We start from the raw sequence: 20,877 nt of genomic DNA, 5'->3' as shown, positions 1-20,877 counted from the left end.
ACGGTTTCGGTCTACTACCTGAGGATGAGGTGGTTGCCCTCGGCCCCTGACTACCGGAGGTGGTCGTCGCGGGGGCACCACGGGGGTGAGTCGTCGGGGACGCCGCAGACCAGGGTCGCGGTGGGGACTGGACGCCCTCGCGCAGCCGCTCGGCCAACTTGGTCAGTATTGCGGGACCAGCCGGTCGGACCCGTGCAGCGTCCCGGCTCTCGTCGCCCGTGCCTCGCCCCCAGCTCCTCATGTCGGCGAAGGATCAACCTAGCGGCATTCCGTGTCGCGACGACAGCAGTCCGTGACCGGGACGTGATCCAGCCGTGAGCTGACGGTGTCAGTCCTCGGCGAAGTAGGCGGCGCGGACCTTCTTTGGCACGCACATGGCCCAGGCGTCCAGGATCAGCTCGCGGAGCTCGTCGTACTCGAGGGCTTCGAGGCGGACCTGGATCCAGCGGTAACGCTCGTCGGCGGGGCGCGGGGGAAAGAACTTGTGCGGCTCGGCGGCCAGCGCGGCCTCGCGTTCCTCCTTGGGGAAGGCGATCCCCATCGTCTTCTCGTCGCGCGACAGCGCCAGGTAGACGAGCTGCCCGACGCGGAACTTGATCTGGTCCCGGACCAGCACCTCGTAGCTGCGCGGCAGGTCCGCCGTCAGCTCCCTGATATCCGTGAGATCGACCACGGTCCAACGATAGACGGCGATCACTGACAGGGGATGTCAGTGATTCCGCCTGTACGGTGGTCTGATGCCCAGTGTGGTGAGCGCGGTCGAAGGCGCCGAGGTGGTCTTCCGCCTCGGTGACGCTTCGCATGCCTTCACCGGGGTCAAGTTGTGGCAGGAGCTGGGCCTCGAGGCCGAGCTGCTGGAGTTCAAACCGGTCGACTACGGCTGGGAGCTGCGGTTGCCGCGACCGTCCGTGCACCGGATGGAGTACCTGTTCGACATCGCCGACCTGGGGATGCGCACCGATCCGACCAACCCGCGCGTCGTCGGCGGCGCGTTCGGCGAGCACTCCTGGCTCCCACTGCCCGGGTACGTCGAGCCCGCCTGGATCGCCACGCCGCCGATCGCGTCCACGCTGACCCCGCAGTCGGTCAGCTCCCCGGTCGGCCAGATCGACGTCCAGGTGTGGGCCCCCGAGGGCATCGCGCCGACCTTCGAGTTGCCGCTGCTGCTCGCCCACGACGGCCCCGAGTTCGCCGCGTACGCCGGCCTGACGCACTACGCCGGCGCGATGGTCGCCGACGGGACCCTCCCGCCGTTCCGGCTCGCCCTGATCCACCCGACGTCGCGGAATCTCTGGTACGCCGCCAATCCGCAGTACGCCGAGGCCTTGACACAGCACGTGCTGCCTGCGATCCAGACGCAGTACCGGAGCCGGAGGCCGGTGATCACTGGCGCCAGCCTGGGCGCCCTCGCGGCGCTGCACGCGGAGTGGAACCACCCCGGGACGTTCGACGGGCTGTTCCTGCAGTCAGGCTCGTTCTTCACGCCGGAGACCGACCCGCAGGAGTCGAAGTTCGACTTCTTTGCCCAGGTCACCGCGTTCGTGAAGCAGGTGCTGTCGGCAACCACGGCCCCGGGGACGCCGCTGGTCGGGATGACCGCGGGCAGCACCGAGGAGAACGTCCACAACAACCGGGTGATGGCCGCCAAGCTGGCCGAGCTCGGCCTGCGGGTGGAGTTCGGCGAAACGCCGGACATGCACAACTTCACAGCCTGGCGTGATGTGCTGGATCCTGATCTCACGGATCTACTGCGACGCGCCTGGGGTGAGGCTGATGGAGCGGGAACAGGTCGAGCTGGAGGCGCCGGGGCTTGACCGTCCCGGCACGGTGATCCGCTACGGCCATTTCGGCCGCCCGGTGCTGGTCTTCCCCAGTGAGCAGGGCCGCGCCTGGGACTACGAGAACAACGGCATGGTCGACGCGGTCAAGGACCTGATCGAGGCCGGCCGGGTGAAGCTGTACTGCGTCGACTCCTACGACCACGTCAGTTGGTCCGACCGCAGCATCCAGCTCGAGGACCGGGCCCGGCGGCACGGCCTGTACGAGTCGTGGATCGTGAACCAGGTGGTGCCGACGATCGGCGCGGACTCCCCCGGCGCCGGCGACATCATCACCACCGGCTGCAGCCTGGGCGCCTTCCACGCGCTCAACTTCGCGTTCAAGCGGGCCGACCTGTTCCCGGTCGCGATCTGCCAGTCCGGCAACTACGACGCGGCCAGCTGGCACGCATGGGGTGAGCGCGGCGACGCGACCTACTTCAACAACCCGGCCGACTACCTGCCCAACCTGGACGGCGACCACCTGGACTGGCTGCGGCAGCGGATCTTCATCCTGCTCACGGTCGGCCAGGGCGACTGGGAGACGCACCCGACCGGCTCGTTGCCGTCCGCGCGGGCGACGGCCGCCGTACTGGCCGAGAAGGGCATCCCGCATGAGCTGGACCTGTGGGGGTACGACGTAGCGCATGACTGGCCCTGGTGGCGGCAGCAGCTCGCCCACCACCTCCCCCGATTCTGCTAGGAGTCCACCCACCTCCCCTCCCTTCTTTCCTTCCTTGACGTTAAGGAGCACCATGGCTGACCGTCCGCGTCATCTGATCGGGTTGTTGCTGGGGGCCGAGGAGGACTGGCCGCAGGCGTTCGAGGCGCTGCTGCAGCGGGTCGGGCCGGTGACGATCGACGGGACCGAGCACGAGTTCGGGTCCCGGCGGCTGACCATCGAGCCGTTCGACCTGACCGACCCGGTCCGGGTCGGGCTGGTGATCGACCGGCTGGCGTACTGGTACTACCACCCGCGCGAGTGGCTGAAGAAAGCCGCGCTGATGAACGGCACCTACCTGCTGAACTCGCCGTTCACGTTCCAGGCGATGGAGAAGCACAGCGCGTACTGCGCGATGCTGCGGCTCGGACTGAAGATCCCGCGGACCGTGCTGGTGCCGTACAAGAACCCGGTCGACAACGTGCGCTGGGCGTACACGTCGGCGAAGTACAACAAGGGTTTCGACCTGGACGCGATCGCCGAGGACCTCGGCTACCCGCTCTACATGAAGCCGTTCGACGGCGGCGGCTGGCGCGGGGTGTCCCGGATCAACAACAAGGTCGACCTGCACCGCGCGTACGACCAGTCCGGCGAGATGCTGATGCACCTGCAGGCCACGATCGAGTACGACGTGTTCGCCCGGGCGCTGTCGATCGGCGCCGAGACGATGGTGATGGACTTCCGGCCGGACGAGCCGATGCACAACCGGTACGCCGTCTCGCACGACTTCCTCAGCCCGTCCGCCGGACACCAGGCGGTGGCGATCAGCCGGATCGTGAACGCGTTCTTCGGCTGGGAGTTCAACTCCTGCGAGATGCTGGTGAAGGGCGACTCGGTGCACCCGATCGACTACGCCAACGCCTGCCCGGACGTCGCGGTCACCTCACTGCACTACTACTTCCCGTGGGCGATCAGCGCCCTGGTCAAGTGGTCGGTCTTCTCGCTCGCGACCGGCCGGCGGAGCAAGGTCGACCTGCACACCGAGCGGTACTTCGAGATCGCCGACGACGAGTCGCTCGACTACGACGCCAAGCTGAACGGGTACCTCGCGCTGGCCGACGAGCACTTCGAGACCGCGAAATACCACGAGTGGTGCGCGGAGCACCTGGGCGAATTCGACGCCCGGCTCCGCGACTGGGTCGCCGGCCCCGACTTCGACCGCCTGCTCCGCGACACCGTCACGACCACCTACCCCGAGCACGAGCACGACCAGTTCTTCGCCCACTTCCGCGGCCTCACCAACCTCTGGCTCGCCGATCAGTCCAACTGATCCAGCGCGACCAGAATCCCCTGCAACGCACTGACCCGAGCCGGAGGGATCGCGAAGACCCCGCGGCTCGGGTTGTGCAGCCAGCCCTCGGCGCTCAACTGCCGCAGATGGTGGTAGATCTGCCCACTCGTGCCGAGCCCGTCCAGCGCGGCCAACGCGCCGACGGTGGCGTGACCGCGCACGATCTCGCGCAACAGCGTCAGCCGCACCGGGTTCCCGAGCGCCGCCAGCGTCGGCGCCACCCCTGACCACTCCGGCCTGTCCCGCAGCGCCTTGAGCGCCCGGGCCCCTTCGGCCTGCCCACGCCCCGGCCGGCGTCTCACGCCCGCTGCGGATTCCAGCGCCGCGATGCGCCGTTCCAGCTCGGCGAGCCGGTTATCCACAGGGTCTTCCACACTGTGGATAGTACGTAGTTACGTAGCTTCTGAAAAGCGGAGCGCTACTCAGACGAAGATCCGGATCCCGGCGGTGATGGCGATGCCGGCGGCGACGGCGAGCAGGAGGGGGACTCTGAGGACGGAGAGGATCCCGGCGACGCCGACTCCGGCGAGCTGGGTCCAGTCCACGTGCTCGCCGCCGAGCTCGGTGACGATGAGCCCGGCGAGCAGTACGGGCGCCACCAGGCCGACGACCCGGACAGCTGCCGACGGCAACCTGCGCTCGCCCATCAGCAGCGGGCCGCCGGCCTTCATCAGCCAGTTGACGACCGTCACAGCCAAGGCGGCCAGCCAGATCTTCATGACGTCTCCTCCTCGGTCACGGCAGGCTCAGGGTCAGGCTCCGATCCGCGCTCCGGAATCAGGCCGATCAACGCGGCCGCGGTGGCTCCGAGCAGCGCGTAGCCCGGTTCAGTCACCAGCAGCAGACCGGCCGCGACGGCCGCTCCGAGCAGGGATGCGGCGAGCGCGCGGCGGGAGCGCCGTACTTCTTCCAGCGCGAGCACCAGGAAGAACGCCGGAAACACGACGTCCAACCCGAGCTCGTGCATCAGATCGGCCGACGGCGCAGCCAACGCACCCACTGCGGTCCCGAGCACCCACAGGACCCACTGCGGCAGACTGGCGCCGATCAAACGGGACACGTCGTACCCGCCGTCTTTGCGGTGGGCAAAGACGAACGAGGCGTCCACCAGCGCCTGTGCCTGCAACGCCCGGGACAGCCGGCTGCCGTGCAGGCTGTCATTCAGCGCGACGCTCATCACCAGGTAGCGCGCGTTGATCAGCGCCGCCGAAGCGATCGCGGCCACCACGGTTCCGCCGGACAGGGCCGTCAGCAAGGTGAATTGCGCCGATCCGGAGAACGCCAGCGCCGAGAACACGACCGGCAGACCGATGCCCCACCCCTGGGCCTCCGCCTCGGCGCCGAAGCTCAACGCCAGCACGAAAGCGGCGCCCGCCGGCCCGAGCCCGAGCCTGATACCTTCCGCGAGGCCAGACCGCTGGAGCTGGATCATGCCGACGCTCCGGCTTGGCGACGCTGATAGTGCCGGCGAGCCCGCGCACGGTTGCCGCAGTCCGCCGAGCTGCACCATCGGCGCGACCCGTTCCGGCTGCGGTCCAGGAAGAGCCAGCCGCAGCCCCCGTCATCACACTGCCGCAGCCGGCTCAGATCCTCGTCCTCGAACAGCCGCCAGACGGCCAGCCGCAGATGGTCCTGAACGGTCCCGGCCCGCCAAGTGAGCGGTTGCGCGCTGACGAGCGAGGCGTTGCGCACGGCGTCCTCGATCAGTTCCCGCAGTACGGCGAGATCGCCGGCCTCCGGCTCGTCGCCCAATGCCAGCGGATGCAGGACCGCGTACGCCGTCTCGCGGCATTGCCTCAGCGCGTCCCCTTGGATCTCTCTGGCTCCGGTCACCGGGTCGAATCCGGTCGCCGTGAGCCACTTCCGCAGGTTCACCGGATCGGCGATCCGGTCCACGCGCCGCCGTACGTCCAACCGCCAGGCCACGGTGTTGACCAGATCGAGCGCCAAGTGCCCGCCGACCAACTCTGGCCGGTACTCGCCCATGCCTCTCCCTTCCTAACACTCAAACTGCATCATGAGTCGTTAGGCGACGCAGGCGCAACCGGATCGCGTGTCAGGCGGCGGCGGAGGGCCGGGCGCAGTTCCGGGTACGCCGTTGCTGAGGCCATTCCAACGTTGTACTGTCGTCTCGACCGCCTGACTTCACCCTTCCGGGAGCTCTTCATGACCCAGCCTCGCCCTGAACACCCGCGTCCGCAGTTCGTTCGGCCGGAGTGGCTGAACCTGAACGGGGCGTGGCAGTTCGAGATCGATCAGGCCGACACCGGTCTCGAGCGCGGGGTGCGGGACCGCGAGTTGCAGCAGCGGATCGTGGTGCCGTTCGCCCCCGAGAGCAAGCTGTCCGGGATCGAGAACGTCGACTTCCTCGAGGCAGTCTGGTACCGGACCACCGTCACGATCCCGGCCGACTGGGCCGGGAAGGACGCGGTGCTGCACTTCCAGGCTGTCGACCAGGACGCCACCGTCTGGGTGAACGGCGTCGAGCTGGTCCGGCACCGGGGCGGGTTCACGCCGTTCAGCGCGAACCTGCGCGGTGTCGCCCGCCCGGGCGAGGAGGCGCTGATCGTGGTCCGCGCCCGCGACACCCGACAGGGCGTCCAGGCGCGCGGCAAGCAGACGTCGACGTACTTCAACCACGGCTGCCTCTACACCCGCACGACCGGGATCTGGCAGACCGTCTGGCTCGAGGCGGTGCCGACCACCCACCTCGGACGGCCGCGGATCACCCCGGACGTGGCCGGCTCGAGCTTCCACCTCGAGGTGCCGGTGTCGGCGAACAAGCCCGGCTGGAAGGTGCGCGCAATCCTCAAGGACGCCGATGGCGAGGTCGCGAGCCGGGAGGTGCGCGCCGACCTCGACCTGGCGCCGCGGCTGACGCTCCAGGTCCCGGCCGACCGGGTCCGGCTCTGGGACACCGCCGACCCGCACCTGTACGACGTACGCCTCGAGCTGATCGATGCCGATGGCAACGTTGTGGACAGGGCCGACAGCTACGCCGGCCTGCGGTCGGTGTCGATCAACGGCCAGGCGATCCTGATCAACGGCAAGCACGTGTACCAGCGGCTGGTGCTGGACCAGGGCTACTGGCCGGAGAGCCTGATGACGGCGCCGTCCGAGGAGGCACTGCTCGCGGACATCGAGCTCAGCCTGGCGGCCGGGTTCAACGGGGCGCGGCTGCACCAGAAGGTGTTCGAGGAGCGGTTCCTGTACCACGCGGACCGGCTCGGCTACCTGGTCTGGGGCGAGTTCGGCGACTGGGGCTCGGGCGTCGCCGACACCGGCCACGACAACCAGCAGCCGGCGGCGAACTTCGTCACCCAATGGCTGGAGGCGGTCGAGCGCGACTACAGCCACCCGTCGATCATCGGCTGGTGCCCGCTGAACGAGACGCACCAACTCCTGCACGACCGGATCACCCAGCTGGACGACGTCACCCGCGCGATGTTCCTGGCCACCAAGGCCGCTGACACGACGCGCCCGGTGCTGGACGCCTCCGGGTACTCGCACCGTGTGCCGGAGACCGACGTCTGGGACTCGCACAACTACGAGCAGGACCCGGAGAAGTTCGCCGAGCAGATGGCCGGCCTCGCCTACGGCAAGCCGTACGCGAATGTCGGCGGGCACGACGGCAAGCCGATCTCCCAGCCGTACGCCGGTCAGCCGTACTTCTGCAGTGAGTTCGGCGGCATCTGGTGGAACGCCGAGGCGGCCGCCGCCGGTGCAGCGGGGAACACCAACGAGTCCTGGGGTTACGGCCAGCGGGTCGCGGACGAGGAGGCGTTCTACGTCCGGTTCGCCGGCCTGGTCGACGCGCTGCTCGACAACCCGCTGATGTTCGGCTACTGCTACACGCAGCTCACCGACGTCTTTCAGGAAGAGAACGGCATCTACCGCTTCGACCGCAGCAGCAAGTTCGACGTACCGCGGATCAAGGCCGTGCAGACCCGGCCCGCCGCCTACGAGAAGGACTGAATCGCGAGGCTGCCTGCCGCGACCAGGACCCACAGGATCGCTCCGAGGAGGAGCGCCCGGGGTCCTGTGTCGCGGAGCTCCTTCGGCCGCAGCGACAGACCGATCGCGACCAGCGCGGACGTGATCAGGAACGTGCCGATCGTGCTCAAGGTCGGCAGCCAGCTCAGCGGCACCAGGCCGGCCGACCGCAGGCCGGAGGCGGCGATGAAGCCGATCAGGAAGAGCGGGACGAGCTTGCGCCACGGCAGGCGCTGGGCGCTCGAGGTCCGAGCGTCGCGGCGCGACTTCAGCACGACGAGCGTCAGCACGATCGGAACCAGCATCAAGGACCGGGTCAGCTTGACCACGATCGCCTGGTCCCCGGCCTGCTGGCTGTAGGCGTACCCGGCCGCGACCACCGACGACGTGTCGTTGATCGCCGTACCCGCCCAGAGTCCGAAGGCTTCCGGGCTGAGGCCCATCAGGTGGCCGAGCGGCGGGAAGGTCAGTACGGCGACCACGTTGAAGGTGAAGATCGTCGCCAGTGCGTAGGCGACCGATGAGCGCTTGGGATTGATCGCGGCCGTGGTGGCGGCAATCGCCGAGGCGCCGCAGATCGCCGTACCGACGCCGATCAACGTCTGCGTGTCACCACGGACGCCGAGCAGGCGGCCGAACAGCCAGGCCCCGCCGAGTGCGAGCGCCAGCGTGCCGAGCATCACAGGCAAGGACGAGCTGCCGACGCGCGCGACCTGCTGAAGAGACAGGCCAGTCCCCAGTACGACGATCGACAGCTGGAGCAGCGTCTTCCCGGCGAAGGCGTAGCCGGGGCGGCAGCGCTCGGACCGCGCCGCCGGGATCAGCAGGCCGACCAGCACACCCAGCACGATCCCGAACACCGGACCGCCGACCACGGGCACGAGCCGCCCGAGGGGAACCGCGGCCGCAGCAAGCGCCAGCACGACGGCCAGCCCGGGCAACCGCCGAAACCCCGCACGGAGCGCCGCGCCGAGCCGGGCGCGCAGCGGGTGGTCGAGAGCAGCGGTCGGGGCGACTGGTGGCCTAACCTCGACCTGCACCATCGACCGGTTCTCCTCCGCTAGAAATGTACGCACATTTAAGCTAGGAGATGACCGGACATTTGGCAACCCCGGTGACCGACGGAGGCAGGACCCCGATGACCGAGCGCAGGCTCGACCGCTCCGGCGGCCAGCCGCTCTGGAAGCAGTTGCAGCAGGAACTGGTCCGCCGGCTGCGGGCCGGGGAGTTCGACGACCTCTTCCCCGGTGAGCTCGCGCTGGTCGAGGACTACCAGGTCAGCCGGCACACCGTCCGCCAGGCGCTCGCCCAGCTCCGCGCGGACGGCCTGATCGTCGCCGAACGCGGCCGCCAGCCGCGCGTCGCCACCGCGCCCGAGATCCGGCAGCCGATGGGCGCCCTCTACAGCCTCTTCTCCTCGGTCGAGGCGTCCGGCCTGACCCAGCACAGCGTCGTACGGGCGCTGGACATCCGGGCCGACGGCGTCATCGCGGCCCGCCTCGACCTGGAGGCGTCGATCCCGCTCCTCTACCTCGAGCGTCTCCGCTTCGCCGGCGACGAGCCGCTGGCCCTGGACCGGGTGTGGCTGCCGGCATCACTCGCCGAACCGCTCCTGGATGCCGACTTCACCCACACGAGCCTCTACAACGAGCTCGCCGCCCGCACCGGGCTCCACCTCGACCACGGCCGCGAGGACATCCGCGCCGTCGTACCCACACCGGCCGAGCGCACGCTGCTGCACTGCCCGCCGGACGCCGCGGCCTTCTCGATCAACCGGCAAGGTACGTCGCAGAACACCCCGATCGAGTGGCGTCACACCCTGGTCCGTGGGGACCGGTTCGCCCTGTCCGCCGAGTTCTCCGCCAAGACCGGGTACCGCCTGACAGCCAAGGCGTGACCGGTCAGAGGTTGGTCATCCGCTCCTGAGCCTCGGCGTACCGGCCGCCCTGGATCTGGATCTTCGCGCCGGCGTCGTCGATCTCGGTCAGCTCGTCCGCGGACAGCTCGATGCCCGCGGCACCCAGGTTCTCGTCCAGCCGGTGCAACTTGCGCGTACCCGGGATCGGCACGATCCACGGCTGCTGCGCGAGCAACCAGGCCAGTGCGATCTGCGCCGGGGTGGCGCCCTTGCGGCTCGCAATCGCGGTCAGCAGCTCGACGATCGCCTGGTTGTGCTCACGGGCGTCCGGTTCGAAGCGCGGAATCGTACTGCGGATGTCGTTGGCCGGATCGAAGTCCGTCGACGAGGTGATCGTGCCGGTGAGGAATCCCTTGCCCAGTGGGCTGTACGGGACAAACCCGATGCCCAGGTCGGCGCACGCAGCCAGCACCTCCTCTTCCGGCCGGCGCCACCAGACCGAGTACTCGCTCTGGATCGCAGTCACCGGATGAACGGCGTGTGCCCGCCGGATCGTGGCGGCTGACGCTTCGGACAGACCGAAGTACTTGACCTTCCCCGCTTCGACCAGGTCCTTCACGGTGCCGGCGACCTCCTCGATCGGCACCTCCGGGTCGACCCGGTGCTGGTAGTACAGGTCGATCACGTCCACACCGAGCCGCTGCAACGACCCGTCGACGACCTGCCTGATGCTCTCCGGCCGACTCGTCACGCGCCCCCGCGGCTTCCGCTCCACCGGGTCGATGTCCCAGCCGAACTTGGTCGCGATCACCACCTGATCCCGGTACGGCGCGAGAGCCTCGCCAACGAGCTCCTCGTTCGCGTACGGCCCGTAGATCTCCGCGGTGTCGAAGAACGTGACGCCCCGCTCCACCGCGGTACGGATCAGCCCGACCATCTCCTGCCGATCGGGCCGGTCACTGTACCCGCCGGTCATGCTCATACACCCCAGCCCCAGCGCGGATACCTCCGGACCGTTCGTCCCCAGCCTGCGCTTCTCCATGCCCCTACTCCCGTCTACACGTCAATCCGCTCCGACCGTAGGCCGATCCGCCACAACCAGGGAGGCACTGCCAGTACACCCTTGCCGGCAAGAACAACCAGCCCGCTGTGGTGCTGTGGTTCAGCGAGAACCTCACCGCTCGCGACCACAGGCGGTGAATGCGGCACGCGAGACCACGACCCGCTTGGCGAGCGAGTCGGCCGCGACCAGCGCTGTCATAACCCGGCGACGCAGAAGCCCCGCCTGTACTCGAGACTGGTCTGGCCGGGCCGTGGGTGAGTCTGCGGTGACAGAGACAGGAAGGGGTGCATTTCAACAGGTAGTGCCGAGCCGCGGGTAGTGCGGTTGAGCGTGGTCGGGTCGGTGTGTACGGCGTCTCGCCGGTGCACTACCTGTCCGTTTTTCCCCGGCTCCACGCAACGTCGTCCGCCGCAGTAGGCCACCACAACTGCCGACCTGGTGCGGGCCGTGGCCGGCTGGCTCCTGGGGCGCGGGAGACCCTTCGGCCCAGACTGCGCAGACTGGGCGACGTTGCCCACCGGAATCGATCGGATCTCGACCGATCGAGCTCGTCCGGTGCCGCCGGCTCGAGGAACGCCCACACATGAGGCAGGAGCGCGGGATATCCACAGTCCGTGGACGGTGCAGGCAACACCACGAGACCGCTCAGTGAGCCGGTCGCCAGGACCGCGGTGTTCTCGCGAGCGGGCGACGGAGGAGCACGGGTGTGGTCGAGGAAGGGCGGGCGAGGCAGACCGGCGGGCGAGTGGAGCGAGCGTTAGCCGGCTGGGAGGGGTAGACCGAGTAGGCGGGTGCCGTTGTCCCAGCAGACTGCGCGTAGCCAGTCGTCGCCTAGGTCGAGGGACTCCAGCGCCGAGAGTTGAACGGCGTACTCATACGGGATGTTCGGGAAGTCCGAGCCCAGCACGATCCGGTCCTGCAGGTCGCCGAGTCGCGAGGTCAGCGAGCGCGGAAAAGGCATCAACGCCTCCGTGAACGGCGTCAGTGCCATCGTCGTATCCAGATGCACATTCGGGTACGACGTAAGCCGCAAATGCTCCTCGTACTCAGGCATCCCCAGATGCGCAATCACCGCGGTCAACCGAGGATGCCTCCGCAACACCTCCCCAAACGGCCCCGGCCCCGTATGCCGCCCCGGAATCGGCCCCGACCCGCAATGCACCACCACCGGCACACCGGCCTCCGCCAGCTGACCCCAAACAGAATCAAGCTCATCGTCGCGCGGGTCGTAACCCCCCACCTGCACGTGAACCTTGAAGATCCGTGTCCCGGCCTCCAACGCCTCCCGCACATAGGCCGCCGCCCCAGGCTCAGGAAAGAACGTCCCGCTCGAAACGCACCCCGGCGTCGCCTCGGCGAAGTCCCGCGCCCACGTGTTGAGCCACCCCGCCATCCCCGGCTTGTGCGGGTACACCAACGCCGGAAACGCTCGCACACCCAGCGCCTCGAGCGTCTTCAGCCGTTCCTCCACCGACGTCCGGTAGTTGATCGGCCACGCCGTCCCGTAGTGCTCCGACGCCTGGTCGAAGTACGCCCAGACCGCGTTCATCACCTGGTCCGGCAGGAAGTGCACATGTACGTCGACCAAGCCGTCGAGGCCGAGCCGCCGCCACCACCCGGGAACGTCCGCGTCACGCATCCCCACACTGTAGGTGCCCCGCGACTACCCCAAGCGGAACAGGTCGTCAGCCGGCACCCACGAGACCGACAGATCGAGGTCCAGAACGACGCCACGAGTCAGCGCTTCGAAGGCGGCCTGCACAGCGCGGCTCGGCTCGTCGCGGCGGCACACCAGCGCCCAAGTCCACACCGGCACCGGCTCGACCACCGGCCGCCGGACCAGATCGGGCGGCAGCGGGGTCTCGTCCCGCTTGGGCGACCGGATCACCGGCCGGCGCAACCGTCGTACGTGCTCGAATAAGGCCTGCCCGGTGATCCCGTGGTCGTCGATCCGGACCACCTCGGCACCGGTCTCGCGAGCGAACTCGACCGCGTAGATGTTCCACGACGCCCAGGTCGCAGTGTCGGCGTCGACGAGTACGGCGGTGTCCTTCGCGCGTACGGCGGAGTCGTCGCGACCCCACGAGATCGCGGACAACTGGTCCGCCCCGATCAGGCGGCCTTCCAACTCCTGCTCGGCCAGGTCGGTCGCGCGTACCCAGCAGATCGCCAGGTCGATGCTGCCGTCCGCCACCCGCCCCGCCTGCGTGTGCGACGGCATCACCCACGCGTCGACGAGCAACTGTGCGACTCCGGACGTCCGCTCGACCAGATCGGGCGGTCGCCAGCTCACATACCCGAGCCGGACCGGTTCGGTCGCCGCCAGGCCGACCGCCGTACGGCGCAACTCGGCGGCCTGCTCGAGCAGAGCCCGCGCCCGCGGCAGCAGCGCCTCGCCCTGCGCGGTCAGCGTGACGGTACGGCGGTCGCGGTCGAACAACCGCACACCGAGGTCCCGCTCCAGCGACTTGATCTGCTGCGACAGCGAAGGGCCGGCGATGTGCAGGCGAGCCGCGGCGCGACCGAAGTTGAGCTCCTCGGCCACGGCGACGAAGTAGCCCAGCTGCCGCAGTTCCACGGGCTCGATCGTAGTAGGCCGCGCCTCTCAGCTGGGAGCAAACCGGTCGTGGAAAACCATCAATGGTTCGACAACGATCGAAGTACAACTCCTTCAGAAAGAGAGCCTCATGAGCCACCAGAAAGTCGCCGTCGTCACCGGTGCGTCCTCCGGCATCGGCGCGGCACTCGTCCCGGCGTACCGCAAACTCGGGTACGCCGTGGTCGCGAACTCCCGCACCATCGAGCCGTCGGACGACCCGCTGGTGCTGACCGTCGCCGGTGACATCGCGGCGCCGGGCGTCGGCCGCCGGATCGTCGAGCGGGCGCTCGAGACGTTCGGCCGGGTCGACACCCTGGTCAACAACGCGGGCGTCTTCGTCGCGAAGCCGTTCACCGAGTACACCGCCGAGGACTTCGACCTGGTCACCGGCGTGAACGTGCGCGGGTTCTTCGAGATCACCCAGCAGGCCGTTGCCGCGATGGTTGCCCAGGGCACCGGCCACGTCATCGGCATCACCACCAGCCTGGCCGACCACGCGAACAGCAACGTGCCGTCCGCGCTCGCCTCGCTGACCAAGGGCGGCCTGAACTCCGTCACCAAGTCCCTCGCCACCGAGTACGCCGCCCGCGGCATCCGGTTCAACGCCGTCGCTCCCGGAGTGATCCGGACGCCGATGCACCCGGCGGAGACCCACGAGTTCCTCGCCGCCCTGCACCCGGTCGGCCGGATGGGCGAGATCGACGAGATCGTCGACGCGGTCCTGTTCCTGGAAGGCGCGAACTTCGTGACCGGCGAGATCGTGCACGTCGACGGCGGCCAGCAGGCGGGTCACTGAACCATGGCCATCCCCACAAGGAGATTCTCATGACCGAGCTCGAACTTTTGCACAGCGTTCTCGACCAGTGGAAGGCCGGCGTCGACGCCCACGAGCCCAAGGACGTCGCCGCCCTGTTCGCCGACGACGCGATCTTCCAGGGCTTGCACCTGTACGGCGTCGGCCCCGACGACGTCGCCGCGTACTACGACTCACAGCCGCTCGGACTGCAGGCGTCGTACGGCGTCCTGGAGACCCGGCGGCTCGCGGACGACGTGGTCCTCGGGTACGTCGCCGTCGACTTCACGTTCACCGATCGGCCGGCCATCTCGGTCTACCTGAGCCTCATCGTCCGCCGGCTCGGCGACTCCGGGCAGGTCTTGCACTACCAGGTTTCCCGACTATAGTTGGCGTCACCAACATTGGCGACACCAACAAAAGAGGAAACGATGAACGCGATTGCCGATCGGCTCGAGATCACGGACCTGTTCGCGGAGCTGGCGCGGGTGCTGGACGAGGGCACCCCGGACGAGCTGCGGAACGTCTACACGAAGGACGTGGTGGTGCAGTCGCCGCGCGGCGGTGAGATCCACGGGATCGACGACGTCGTCGCCTTCGTCGCGGCCACGGCCGACGCCAAGACCCAGCACCTGCACAGCAACATCGTCGTGATCCTCGACGGGGACCGCGCGGACGCAACGGCCACCCAACTGGTGTTCTTCTTCCGCGAGGGCGAGGCGCCGCACCACCGGGCGGGCGTGCACACGAAGTACTCCGCCGTACGCACGCCGGCAGGCTGGCGCTTCGACCGGGCGACCATCTCCCCGGTCTGGCAGGAGGTCTGATACTTGACCCCATGACTGTGAAGGAACTGCGACTGGTCGTGACGGCGGACGACTACGACGAGGCGGTGGCGTTCTACCGGGACGTGCTCGGGCTGCCGGAGCGGGCGTCGTACTCGTCGGAGAACGGGCGGGTGGTGATCCTCGAGGTCGAGCGGGCCACCCTGGAGATCGCGGACCCGGGCCAGGCCGACCTCATCGACGAGGTCGAGGTCGGCCGCCGGGTCGCCGGGAAGTACCGCGTCGCGCTCGAGGTGGACGACTCGGCCGCGACCACCCGGCGGCTGGCCGACGCCGGCGCAACCGTGATCGCCGAGCCGACCCGCACCCCGTGGAACTCGCTGAACGCGCGGCTGGAGACGCCGGGCGGGATCCAGCTGACTCTGTTCACCGAGCTTGACCTCAAGTGAACTCGAAGTGTTGAGGTAGGCGGCATGTGGGAGATCGACGAACTGGACCTGGACGCCTACCTCGACCGGATCGGGCACCCGCGGGTCGCGCCGTCCGCGGACAGTCTGCACAGCCTGCACCGGGCGCACGTGCTGGCGATCCCGTTCGAGAACATCGACGTGATCCTCGGCACGCACCCGGGGATCGGGTTGGCCGCAATCCAGTCGAAGCTGGTACGGCGACAGCGCGGCGGCTACTGCTACGAGCACACGCTGCTGTTCGGCGCCGCGCTGGAACGGCTCGGGTTCGAGGTCGAACGCCGGGTCGCCCGGGTGCAGCCGCACAAGTCGGGGCCGCGGACGCACGCGCTGCTCAAGGTCGGCGTCGACGGGCAGGAGTTCCTAGCCGATGTCGGGTTCGGCGCCGGCCAGCTCTACCCGACCCCGCTGAAGGACGGCATGGTCGTGGACCAGGGCGGCTGGGACCATCGCCTGACCGTCGACGGCGACGTGTGGACGCTGGAGAAGCAGACTCCGGACGGCTGGGTTCCGCAGCACGCATCCAACGACGAGCCGGTCCGCCCGATCGACTACGAGGTCTACCACCACTACGTCTCGACCCACCCGCACTCGCCCTTCACCGGCCGCCCGGTGGTGATGCGCGTCGCCGACGGCGTCGTCCGGCGACTGATCGGCGACGAGCTCACCACCGAGTACGCCGACGGTCGCGTCACCACCCGCGCCGTACCGGCCGCGGATCTCCCGGCTGCGTTGGCCGGTCTCGACGTCGTCCTCAGCGACGAAGAGATCGACCGCCTAAAGCTTCTCTAGGCGTCTCGGTCCGGAACGACTCCCCCAGCTCCGGCCCCAGGCCGAAGTAGTGCCGGAAGTTGTAGATCAACGGCGACCACACCCCCGGATCGACGTACGACGTTCCCGGTACGACGATCCGCTCGTCGGCATGCACCCGCAACACCTCGGCCTGAACGAGCAGGAAGTTGCCATCAGCACCGATATCCACCCGGACGGCGGACGCCTCGAACTGCACCGGGCACTCCGCCACCCTCGGCGGACCGACCACCTCGGACGCGACCGGAGTCAGGCCGGCCGCCTTGAACTTCTCCCGTTCGAGGCGAAAGCGGGGCCGCTTGTGGTCCGGCACCGGATCGCGACCGGTCAGCGGCGCGAGTCGCTCGACCGCCTCCCACAGCTCCGGCGACGGAAAGCTGATCACCAGCTCAGGTCGATGCTGGAGGTTGTACCCGGTCTGACCGGTCGTGCCGAGACCGAGGACGACGATGTCGCCGAGTGCCCACGCCGACGACATCGGGGCGAGGTTGGCGGTGCCGTCGGCGTTCTCGGTGGAGAGCAGTGCGACCGGCGTACCGACGTACAGGATGGACGGTTCGATCGTCAGGTGCGTCATGGGTGCCGACGCTAGGCGGCGATCACTTCGGCAGAGGCCGAACAGTGCGGACGGCATGATGGGAGCATGAACGAGCGAAGCGAGTTCATCATCAAACACAGCCCACCTTGCGCCTCATCCGCGCCCGGAGCGAAGCGAGGACGTGGATGAGGATGCAGACGGAAGGGCAGGAGCTGGCCGCATGGGCCAGGATGCTGGCCGATGCCACTCGGGCGACGGTCTGCCTGGCGCTGCTCGACGGACGAGCCTGGACGGCGACCGAACTGGCTCGGGTGGCGAAGGTCTCACGGCCGACGATCAGCGAGCACCTCAACCTGCTCGTCGACGGCGGGCTGCTCACCGAGGTCCGGCAAGGGCGGCACCGCTATCTGAAACTGGCCGGTCCGGACACGGCCGAGTTGATCGAAGGGCTTGCAGCGCTGGCTCCGCACCGCACCGAGGAGCTGAGCAGCCTGTCGGCGGTGAGTAAGCGGGACGCGTTCGCACGGGCCCGAACCTGCTACGACCATCTCGCCGGCAAGCTCGGTGTGGCGCTGGCGGACGCGATGACCGAGCGCGGCTTGATCGACTGGTCGGAAGGCGTCGCGCTGACGCCGGAAGGCAATGCCTGGTTGGAAGATCTCGGCATCGTGGTCGAACGGCGACGCGGCCGGCCCGCACTGCGATCGTGCCTGGACGTGACCGAACGCAGGCCGCACTTGGCCGGCGCGGTCGGCGCTGCCTTGTGCGAACATGCTTTGCAACAAGGCTGGGTGACCCACATCACGGGCGGCCGCGCGCTGAAGGTCACCGGCTCCGTGCGTGAGTTGGGCCTGCCGACCGGGATCGTGCGAGAACTGGTGCCCACAGTCTGAGAAGACCCCGTGTGAACACGCTCCCAGGAGGCGCCGGGCGCGGAAACCACCTAGCCTTCGGCCATGACTGAGTTCGAGCCCGGCACCGAACTGGTGTCCCGTCTGCCGCTGCCCAGCCATGTGATCGTCCTCGTGGACGGCAAGTGGCGTCCCGGCTGGCTGATCGGCCGTGAGCACGAGGCGACGGGATGGACCGGCCTGGTGCAGTACGAGGGCGACGACGGCGCCGAGCGGACGGAACGCCTCCCGGCGGACCGGATCGCCCTGCCGGAGTCGCACCGACCGAGCGAACAAGCGTCATAGCGCAGGGAGGGATGTAGGGAGGGCAGCGATAGAGCACGAAGGCCCCCGGTGCTCACCGGGGGCCTTCGTGCGTAACGCGGCCGTGGCGCCTCTCGACGACGAGAACCCCGGCCCAGGCCCTTCGGGCGGTTGACCTGGGACGGGATCCTCAGTGGCGTTACACACGGTGTATCGCTGGTGACGGCCCGGGTGTTACACGATCGCAAAAGAAGTCCGAGCCAACCGCCGGGAACAGGGAGCGACCCCGGTGCACGTCCCTGAACACCGGGGCCTGGAGAACCGGCCTCTCGAGCGACCGTGCCTCTTGACTGTCAGGTGCCCCACCAGTAACCAGGCATTCACTCGAACGTGCTAGAAGTGCACGGCCAGCAGCACGCGCCCGCTCTCCGAACTGCGGATGTCCAGCGCCTTGATCTCGTTGCGCTGCAGCTTCGTGGTCGCGGCCGGCTTGACCGTCGTCCCCGGCGCCGCTGTCCAGCTGGCGATCAGCTGTGCCTTTCCGGACTTGTCAGTGACGTAAAGCTCGTAGCCGCGGGCGCGTTCGCTCGGCGTCGCCAGCTCGTCGTACCGGCAGCTGATCTCGATCGTCGTACCCCAGCGCTCCGGCACCAGCCGCGCGTCCGCAGTGAGCTTGCTGGCCACGGTCTGCGCGAGGACCACGTAGTCACCCTGGGGCTCCTCGCGGCTCAGCGGGACCACGATCAGCGCGCTGACCGCGGCCGCCGTCGCAGCGACTCCTGCGATCGCCATGCCGACCCGGACCCGGCGCTTGCGGGTGTCCCGCTGGACCTCGCGGACCAGGCCGGGCAGCAGGTTCGGCGGGGTGGCGGTGATGGTCGCGAGGGCACGGTCGTCGGGCAACGCGGCCAGCGCCATGGGCATGTCGGACAGCGAGGCCACCTCGGCGGAGCACTCGTCGCAGGTCAGCAGGTGCTCCTCGTACTCGCGCCGCTCCTGCGCCGACAACGCGCCGAGCAGGTACGCCGCATCCCACTCCCGGTACGGATCGCTCACTGGCTGGTCACCCCCTTCTCCTGCAACGCGAGCTTCAGAGCCCGCAACCCGTAGTGCAGCCGCGACTTCACGGTGCCTGACGGGATGTCCAGCTCCTCGGCTATATCAGTGACAGTACGACGCCCGTAGTAGGCACGAACAATCACTTGCCGATGTTCCTCCGACAACTGTGCCAGGGACTCGGCCACCAGCCACGCGTCGAGGACGGCGTTCGCGTGGTCGGCGCTCGGGTTCTCCGGCAGGTCGTCGCTGGCCACCTCGCGGCTGACCCGGGCACTGCGCCGGTCGTCGATGACGAGATTGCGCGCCACCGTGAACAGCCAGGCCCGGGCCCCCGCCTCGTCCTCGGTCAGGATCTGCGGCCGGCGCCAGGCGCGCAGCAGCGTCTCCTGCACGACGTCCTCGGCCAGCCGGTCGTCACCGGTCAGCCGGACCACGAACCGCCACAGGGCCGGTGCGTGCACGTCGTGCAACTCACGCAACAGCGCCGCCCGGTCATCGGCCATCGGCGCTCCTGCTCTGTCACGCATCGGGCGGTCCCGGCCGGGATCACTCCGCTGTCACGGTTGCCTTCTTCGGTGCTGCTCGCTCGACCGCCCAGGCGCCGTTGCCCAGGAATGCGATCAGCAGGAAGGCGAAGCAGAACAGCGCCGCCTTCTCGCCACCATTCTGCACAGGAAGCAAAGCATCCACCTGGTGCACTGTGAAGTACGCGTACGCCATCGATCCCGAACAGAGCAGCGCAGCGTACCTGGTGCCCAGGCCGATCAGCACCAGCGCGCCGCCGGCGAACTGGATCGCGGCCGCCCACCACGACGGCCAGGCGAACAGCTCGGACTGTTTCGTGCCGAGCACGCCGAACAGCGCCGCAGCGCCGTGACAGCAGAACAGGAACCCGATCACGATCCGGAAGACGGCGATCACTTGCTTCTGGTAGCGCTCCAGCACCTTCATGGCCTCACTCCTCGAGGGTGTAGGGGTCGTCGCCCTTCCGAACGAGACAGGCCGGTGCCGGGTTCAACACATCGTGACTTTCAGATCACACTCCGAATCGGTTGCGCTCGCCGTACTGGCTTTGCTAGGTGGAAGCCGTACGTCGCGGTCGCCAGGCCGACGCCCCAGACCAGGTAGGCCGGGACCGCCACCCAGAAGAACGCGTCGGGCAGGCCGATATCGCCGTACATGGGCTTGCCCTGGATCGCGGCGACGATCATCTGGAGCAGGCCGACACCGAAGTACGCCGTGATGCCGCCGCCGAGCCCGGCGCCGGGAAGCAGCAGCATCCAGCGCGGGAAGATCCGGCCGAGGCGATAGACCAGCAGCAGCGGCAGCGCGATGCCGGCGAGCAGGAAGCCGGCCTCGAACAACACCATCGAGAGGCTCGCGCCGTACGGCGTCTTGTCGAAGCCGACGGCTGCCTGCGCGGCCAACCGGATCAGGCAGCCGGCGACCGCGGCCCACGCGCCGACGTACGCCCAGCGCGGGATCTCCGCAAGCGAACGCCGCGGGCCGAGCCGGCGTTGGTAGGTCAGGGCGGTTCGGCCGAGGAGTACAGCACCACCGAGAGCGGCGAACCGGCTCAGCATTCCCGGCAGATCGAACGGGAGTCCGAGGCCTGGCAGCACGCCGCCGACCACATCGAGCAAGGCGAAGGCAGCGGCCGCCACCCAAGCGGCTGCCAGAGCCCACAGCGTTCGGATCAGGAACCAAGAGCTTGGTCGGCGATCCACAGCCAGGACGGCCGCGGCACTGAGCACGCACAGCACGACTGCGGCCCAGTCCGGGATCAGCAGATCGCCGCCTGGGAACTTCCAGTCCGGTGCGTGGCCGGTCGCGAACCAGATGCGGAGACATCCGTACGCCGCTGCCCAGAGGAGTGTTGCGGTGCGTGCCATGGGATCAATCTCAGTCGGTCCCGCGACGGCGCGGATC

The 20,877-nt window shown here is 68.7% G+C and carries 26 protein-coding genes; 12 read left to right on the top strand and 14 right to left on the bottom strand.

Features of this window, described 5'->3' with window-relative positions; translation table 11 throughout:
* Positions 1–328: 328 nt before the first annotated feature.
* Positions 329–673 carry an MmcQ/YjbR family DNA-binding protein gene (locus tag AB0H36_RS08505; RefSeq protein ID WP_360518696.1) on the bottom strand — a complete coding sequence of 115 codons (345 nt, stop codon included), beginning with the start codon at positions 671–673 and terminating at the stop codon, positions 329–331.
* Positions 674–737: 64 nt separating this feature from the next.
* On the opposite strand from AB0H36_RS08505, the gene AB0H36_RS08500 reads away from it, so the two are divergent.
* From AB0H36_RS08500 to AB0H36_RS08490, 3 genes are read left to right on the top strand one after another with little or no spacing between them, the layout of a single operon-like run.
* A complete protein-coding gene (locus AB0H36_RS08500) occupies positions 738–1,814 on the top strand; it encodes an alpha/beta hydrolase-fold protein (RefSeq protein WP_360518693.1) in 1,077 nt (358 codons plus the stop codon).
* Entirely contained in the window at positions 1,774–2,520 is a 747-nt protein-coding gene (locus AB0H36_RS08495) for an alpha/beta hydrolase-fold protein (RefSeq protein WP_360518690.1), read from the top strand. The genes AB0H36_RS08500 and AB0H36_RS08495 overlap by 41 nt, the downstream gene beginning before the upstream one ends.
* A gap of 52 nt (positions 2,521–2,572) precedes the next feature.
* Positions 2,573–3,808 (top strand): hypothetical protein, encoded by a 1,236-nt coding sequence (locus tag AB0H36_RS08490; protein WP_360518687.1) that lies wholly within the window; start codon positions 2,573–2,575, stop codon positions 3,806–3,808.
* Here the strand turns inward: AB0H36_RS08490 and AB0H36_RS08485 are convergent.
* The 4 genes from AB0H36_RS08485 to AB0H36_RS08470 are packed head-to-tail and all read right to left on the bottom strand — an operon-like array spanning position 3,796 to position 5,815.
* Positions 3,796–4,203, bottom strand: coding sequence for an ArsR family transcriptional regulator (locus AB0H36_RS08485; protein WP_360518684.1), 408 nt, complete (start codon positions 4,201–4,203; stop codon positions 3,796–3,798). The two genes, AB0H36_RS08490 and AB0H36_RS08485, sit on opposite strands and share 13 nt — an antisense overlap.
* A gap of 48 nt (positions 4,204–4,251) precedes the next feature.
* Entirely contained in the window at positions 4,252–4,548 is a 297-nt protein-coding gene (locus AB0H36_RS08480; protein ID WP_360518681.1) for an AzlD domain-containing protein, read from the bottom strand.
* Positions 4,545–5,261 (bottom strand): AzlC family ABC transporter permease, encoded by a 717-nt coding sequence (locus AB0H36_RS08475; RefSeq protein ID WP_360518678.1) that lies wholly within the window; start codon positions 5,259–5,261, stop codon positions 4,545–4,547. Before AB0H36_RS08475 ends, AB0H36_RS08480 begins: the two co-directional genes overlap by 4 nt.
* Positions 5,258–5,815: a CGNR zinc finger domain-containing protein gene (locus AB0H36_RS08470; RefSeq protein WP_360518675.1), complete on the bottom strand. Its 558-nt coding sequence runs from the start codon at positions 5,813–5,815 to the stop codon at positions 5,258–5,260. Before AB0H36_RS08470 ends, AB0H36_RS08475 begins: the two co-directional genes overlap by 4 nt.
* Before the next feature lie 180 nt (positions 5,816–5,995).
* Here AB0H36_RS08470 and AB0H36_RS08465 point away from each other — a divergent pair, with 180 nt between their 5' ends.
* A complete protein-coding gene (locus AB0H36_RS08465; RefSeq protein WP_360518672.1) occupies positions 5,996–7,804 on the top strand; it encodes a sugar-binding domain-containing protein in 1,809 nt (602 codons plus the stop codon).
* Here AB0H36_RS08465 and AB0H36_RS08460 read toward each other — a convergent pair.
* Positions 7,789–8,865: a putative sulfate exporter family transporter gene (locus tag AB0H36_RS08460; RefSeq protein WP_360518669.1), complete on the bottom strand. Its 1,077-nt coding sequence runs from the start codon at positions 8,863–8,865 to the stop codon at positions 7,789–7,791. The genes AB0H36_RS08465 and AB0H36_RS08460 overlap by 16 nt on opposite strands.
* 95 nt (positions 8,866–8,960) lie before the next feature.
* Here AB0H36_RS08460 and AB0H36_RS08455 point away from each other — a divergent pair, with 95 nt between their 5' ends.
* On the top strand, positions 8,961–9,719 hold the full coding sequence (locus tag AB0H36_RS08455; RefSeq protein ID WP_360518666.1) for a GntR family transcriptional regulator: 759 nt from the start codon (positions 8,961–8,963) through the stop codon (positions 9,717–9,719).
* A gap of 4 nt (positions 9,720–9,723) precedes the next feature.
* Here the strand turns inward: AB0H36_RS08455 and AB0H36_RS08450 are convergent, their stop codons facing one another.
* From AB0H36_RS08450 to AB0H36_RS08440, 3 genes are all read right to left on the bottom strand, one after another.
* Positions 9,724–10,722: an aldo/keto reductase gene (locus AB0H36_RS08450; protein ID WP_360518663.1), complete on the bottom strand. Its 999-nt coding sequence runs from the start codon at positions 10,720–10,722 to the stop codon at positions 9,724–9,726.
* A gap of 778 nt (positions 10,723–11,500) precedes the next feature.
* Positions 11,501–12,382 (bottom strand): amidohydrolase family protein, encoded by an 882-nt coding sequence (locus AB0H36_RS08445; RefSeq protein WP_360518660.1) that lies wholly within the window; start codon positions 12,380–12,382, stop codon positions 11,501–11,503.
* 24 nt (positions 12,383–12,406) lie between these two features.
* Positions 12,407–13,321: a LysR family transcriptional regulator gene (locus AB0H36_RS08440; protein WP_360518657.1), complete on the bottom strand. Its 915-nt coding sequence runs from the start codon at positions 13,319–13,321 to the stop codon at positions 12,407–12,409.
* Between the two features lie 109 nt (positions 13,322–13,430).
* Here AB0H36_RS08440 and AB0H36_RS08435 point away from each other — a divergent pair, with 109 nt between their 5' ends.
* Genes AB0H36_RS08435 through AB0H36_RS08415 form a run of 5 tightly spaced genes read left to right on the top strand, consistent with a single transcriptional unit; the run spans position 13,431 to position 16,179 of the window.
* Positions 13,431–14,138 carry an SDR family oxidoreductase gene (locus AB0H36_RS08435; RefSeq protein ID WP_360518654.1) on the top strand — a complete coding sequence of 236 codons (708 nt, stop codon included), beginning with the start codon at positions 13,431–13,433 and terminating at the stop codon, positions 14,136–14,138.
* 29 nt (positions 14,139–14,167) lie between these two features.
* On the top strand, positions 14,168–14,524 hold the full coding sequence (locus AB0H36_RS08430; RefSeq protein ID WP_360518651.1) for a hypothetical protein: 357 nt from the start codon (positions 14,168–14,170) through the stop codon (positions 14,522–14,524).
* Positions 14,525–14,566: 42 nt separating this feature from the next.
* A complete protein-coding gene (locus tag AB0H36_RS08425; protein WP_360518648.1) occupies positions 14,567–14,962 on the top strand; it encodes a nuclear transport factor 2 family protein in 396 nt (131 codons plus the stop codon).
* Positions 14,963–14,973: 11 nt separating this feature from the next.
* Positions 14,974–15,369: a VOC family protein gene (locus tag AB0H36_RS08420; protein ID WP_360518645.1), complete on the top strand. Its 396-nt coding sequence runs from the start codon at positions 14,974–14,976 to the stop codon at positions 15,367–15,369.
* A gap of 24 nt (positions 15,370–15,393) precedes the next feature.
* Positions 15,394–16,179 carry an arylamine N-acetyltransferase gene (locus AB0H36_RS08415; protein WP_360518642.1) on the top strand — a complete coding sequence of 262 codons (786 nt, stop codon included), beginning with the start codon at positions 15,394–15,396 and terminating at the stop codon, positions 16,177–16,179.
* Here the strand turns inward: AB0H36_RS08415 and AB0H36_RS08410 are convergent.
* Positions 16,142–16,774 carry a flavin reductase family protein gene (locus tag AB0H36_RS08410; RefSeq protein ID WP_360518640.1) on the bottom strand — a complete coding sequence of 211 codons (633 nt, stop codon included), beginning with the start codon at positions 16,772–16,774 and terminating at the stop codon, positions 16,142–16,144. The genes AB0H36_RS08415 and AB0H36_RS08410 overlap by 38 nt on opposite strands.
* A 146-nt stretch (positions 16,775–16,920) precedes the next feature.
* Between AB0H36_RS08410 and AB0H36_RS08405 the strand changes: the two genes are divergently transcribed.
* Positions 16,921–17,628: a helix-turn-helix domain-containing protein gene (locus AB0H36_RS08405; protein WP_360518637.1), complete on the top strand. Its 708-nt coding sequence runs from the start codon at positions 16,921–16,923 to the stop codon at positions 17,626–17,628.
* Positions 17,629–17,691: 63 nt separating this feature from the next.
* Complete coding sequence (locus tag AB0H36_RS08400; protein WP_360518634.1) at positions 17,692–17,931, top strand: hypothetical protein; 240 nt, start codon at positions 17,692–17,694, stop codon at positions 17,929–17,931.
* 351 nt (positions 17,932–18,282) lie between these two features.
* On the opposite strand, the gene AB0H36_RS08395 is transcribed toward AB0H36_RS08400, so the two are convergent.
* The 4 genes from AB0H36_RS08395 to AB0H36_RS08380 form a co-directional block, all read right to left on the bottom strand.
* Positions 18,283–18,945 (bottom strand): zf-HC2 domain-containing protein, encoded by a 663-nt coding sequence (locus tag AB0H36_RS08395; RefSeq protein ID WP_360518631.1) that lies wholly within the window; start codon positions 18,943–18,945, stop codon positions 18,283–18,285.
* A complete protein-coding gene (locus AB0H36_RS08390; protein WP_360518628.1) occupies positions 18,942–19,451 on the bottom strand; it encodes a sigma-70 family RNA polymerase sigma factor in 510 nt (169 codons plus the stop codon). The genes AB0H36_RS08395 and AB0H36_RS08390 overlap by 4 nt, the downstream gene beginning before the upstream one ends.
* Before the next feature lie 43 nt (positions 19,452–19,494).
* Positions 19,495–19,899 (bottom strand): DoxX family protein, encoded by a 405-nt coding sequence (locus AB0H36_RS08385; RefSeq protein ID WP_360518625.1) that lies wholly within the window; start codon positions 19,897–19,899, stop codon positions 19,495–19,497.
* Between the two features lie 80 nt (positions 19,900–19,979).
* Entirely contained in the window at positions 19,980–20,840 is an 861-nt protein-coding gene (locus tag AB0H36_RS08380; protein WP_360518622.1) for a hypothetical protein, read from the bottom strand.
* Positions 20,841–20,877: the final 37 nt, after the last annotated feature.

This window comes from Kribbella sp. NPDC050820 (genome assembly GCF_040653975.1).
In the GTDB taxonomy this organism is placed as follows: domain Bacteria; phylum Actinomycetota; class Actinomycetes; order Propionibacteriales; family Kribbellaceae; genus Kribbella.
This window is presented reverse-complemented; position numbering and strand designations above follow the sequence as displayed.

Excerpts from the sequence above, each read along its gene's own strand:
- AB0H36_RS08445 (WP_360518660.1), bottom strand. The coding sequence starts at position 12,382 with ATGCGTGACGCGGACGTTCCCGGGTGGTGGCGGCGGCTCGGCCTCGAC.
- AB0H36_RS08465 (WP_360518672.1), top strand. The coding sequence starts at position 5,996 with ATGACCCAGCCTCGCCCTGAACACCCGCGTCCGCAGTTCGTTCGGCCG.
- AB0H36_RS08480 (WP_360518681.1), bottom strand. The coding sequence starts at position 4,548 with ATGAAGATCTGGCTGGCCGCCTTGGCTGTGACGGTCGTCAACTGGCTG.
- AB0H36_RS08430 (WP_360518651.1), top strand. The coding sequence starts at position 14,168 with ATGACCGAGCTCGAACTTTTGCACAGCGTTCTCGACCAGTGGAAGGCC.
- AB0H36_RS08410 (WP_360518640.1), bottom strand. The coding sequence starts at position 16,774 with ATGACGCACCTGACGATCGAACCGTCCATCCTGTACGTCGGTACGCCG.
- AB0H36_RS08405 (WP_360518637.1), top strand. The coding sequence starts at position 16,921 with ATGAGGATGCAGACGGAAGGGCAGGAGCTGGCCGCATGGGCCAGGATG.
- AB0H36_RS08495 (WP_360518690.1), top strand. The coding sequence starts at position 1,774 with ATGGAGCGGGAACAGGTCGAGCTGGAGGCGCCGGGGCTTGACCGTCCC.
- AB0H36_RS08415 (WP_360518642.1), top strand. The coding sequence starts at position 15,394 with ATGTGGGAGATCGACGAACTGGACCTGGACGCCTACCTCGACCGGATC.
- AB0H36_RS08475 (WP_360518678.1), bottom strand. The coding sequence starts at position 5,261 with ATGATCCAGCTCCAGCGGTCTGGCCTCGCGGAAGGTATCAGGCTCGGG.
- AB0H36_RS08425 (WP_360518648.1), top strand. The coding sequence starts at position 14,567 with ATGAACGCGATTGCCGATCGGCTCGAGATCACGGACCTGTTCGCGGAG.
- AB0H36_RS08380 (WP_360518622.1), bottom strand. The coding sequence starts at position 20,840 with ATGGCACGCACCGCAACACTCCTCTGGGCAGCGGCGTACGGATGTCTC.
- AB0H36_RS08435 (WP_360518654.1), top strand. The coding sequence starts at position 13,431 with ATGAGCCACCAGAAAGTCGCCGTCGTCACCGGTGCGTCCTCCGGCATC.
- AB0H36_RS08455 (WP_360518666.1), top strand. The coding sequence starts at position 8,961 with ATGACCGAGCGCAGGCTCGACCGCTCCGGCGGCCAGCCGCTCTGGAAG.
- AB0H36_RS08500 (WP_360518693.1), top strand. The coding sequence starts at position 738 with ATGCCCAGTGTGGTGAGCGCGGTCGAAGGCGCCGAGGTGGTCTTCCGC.
- AB0H36_RS08470 (WP_360518675.1), bottom strand. The coding sequence starts at position 5,815 with ATGGGCGAGTACCGGCCAGAGTTGGTCGGCGGGCACTTGGCGCTCGAT.
- AB0H36_RS08490 (WP_360518687.1), top strand. The coding sequence starts at position 2,573 with ATGGCTGACCGTCCGCGTCATCTGATCGGGTTGTTGCTGGGGGCCGAG.
- AB0H36_RS08400 (WP_360518634.1), top strand. The coding sequence starts at position 17,692 with ATGACTGAGTTCGAGCCCGGCACCGAACTGGTGTCCCGTCTGCCGCTG.
- AB0H36_RS08420 (WP_360518645.1), top strand. The coding sequence starts at position 14,974 with ATGACTGTGAAGGAACTGCGACTGGTCGTGACGGCGGACGACTACGAC.
- AB0H36_RS08450 (WP_360518663.1), bottom strand. The coding sequence starts at position 10,722 with ATGGAGAAGCGCAGGCTGGGGACGAACGGTCCGGAGGTATCCGCGCTG.
- AB0H36_RS08460 (WP_360518669.1), bottom strand. The coding sequence starts at position 8,865 with ATGGTGCAGGTCGAGGTTAGGCCACCAGTCGCCCCGACCGCTGCTCTC.
- AB0H36_RS08390 (WP_360518628.1), bottom strand. The coding sequence starts at position 19,451 with ATGGCCGATGACCGGGCGGCGCTGTTGCGTGAGTTGCACGACGTGCAC.
- AB0H36_RS08385 (WP_360518625.1), bottom strand. The coding sequence starts at position 19,899 with ATGAAGGTGCTGGAGCGCTACCAGAAGCAAGTGATCGCCGTCTTCCGG.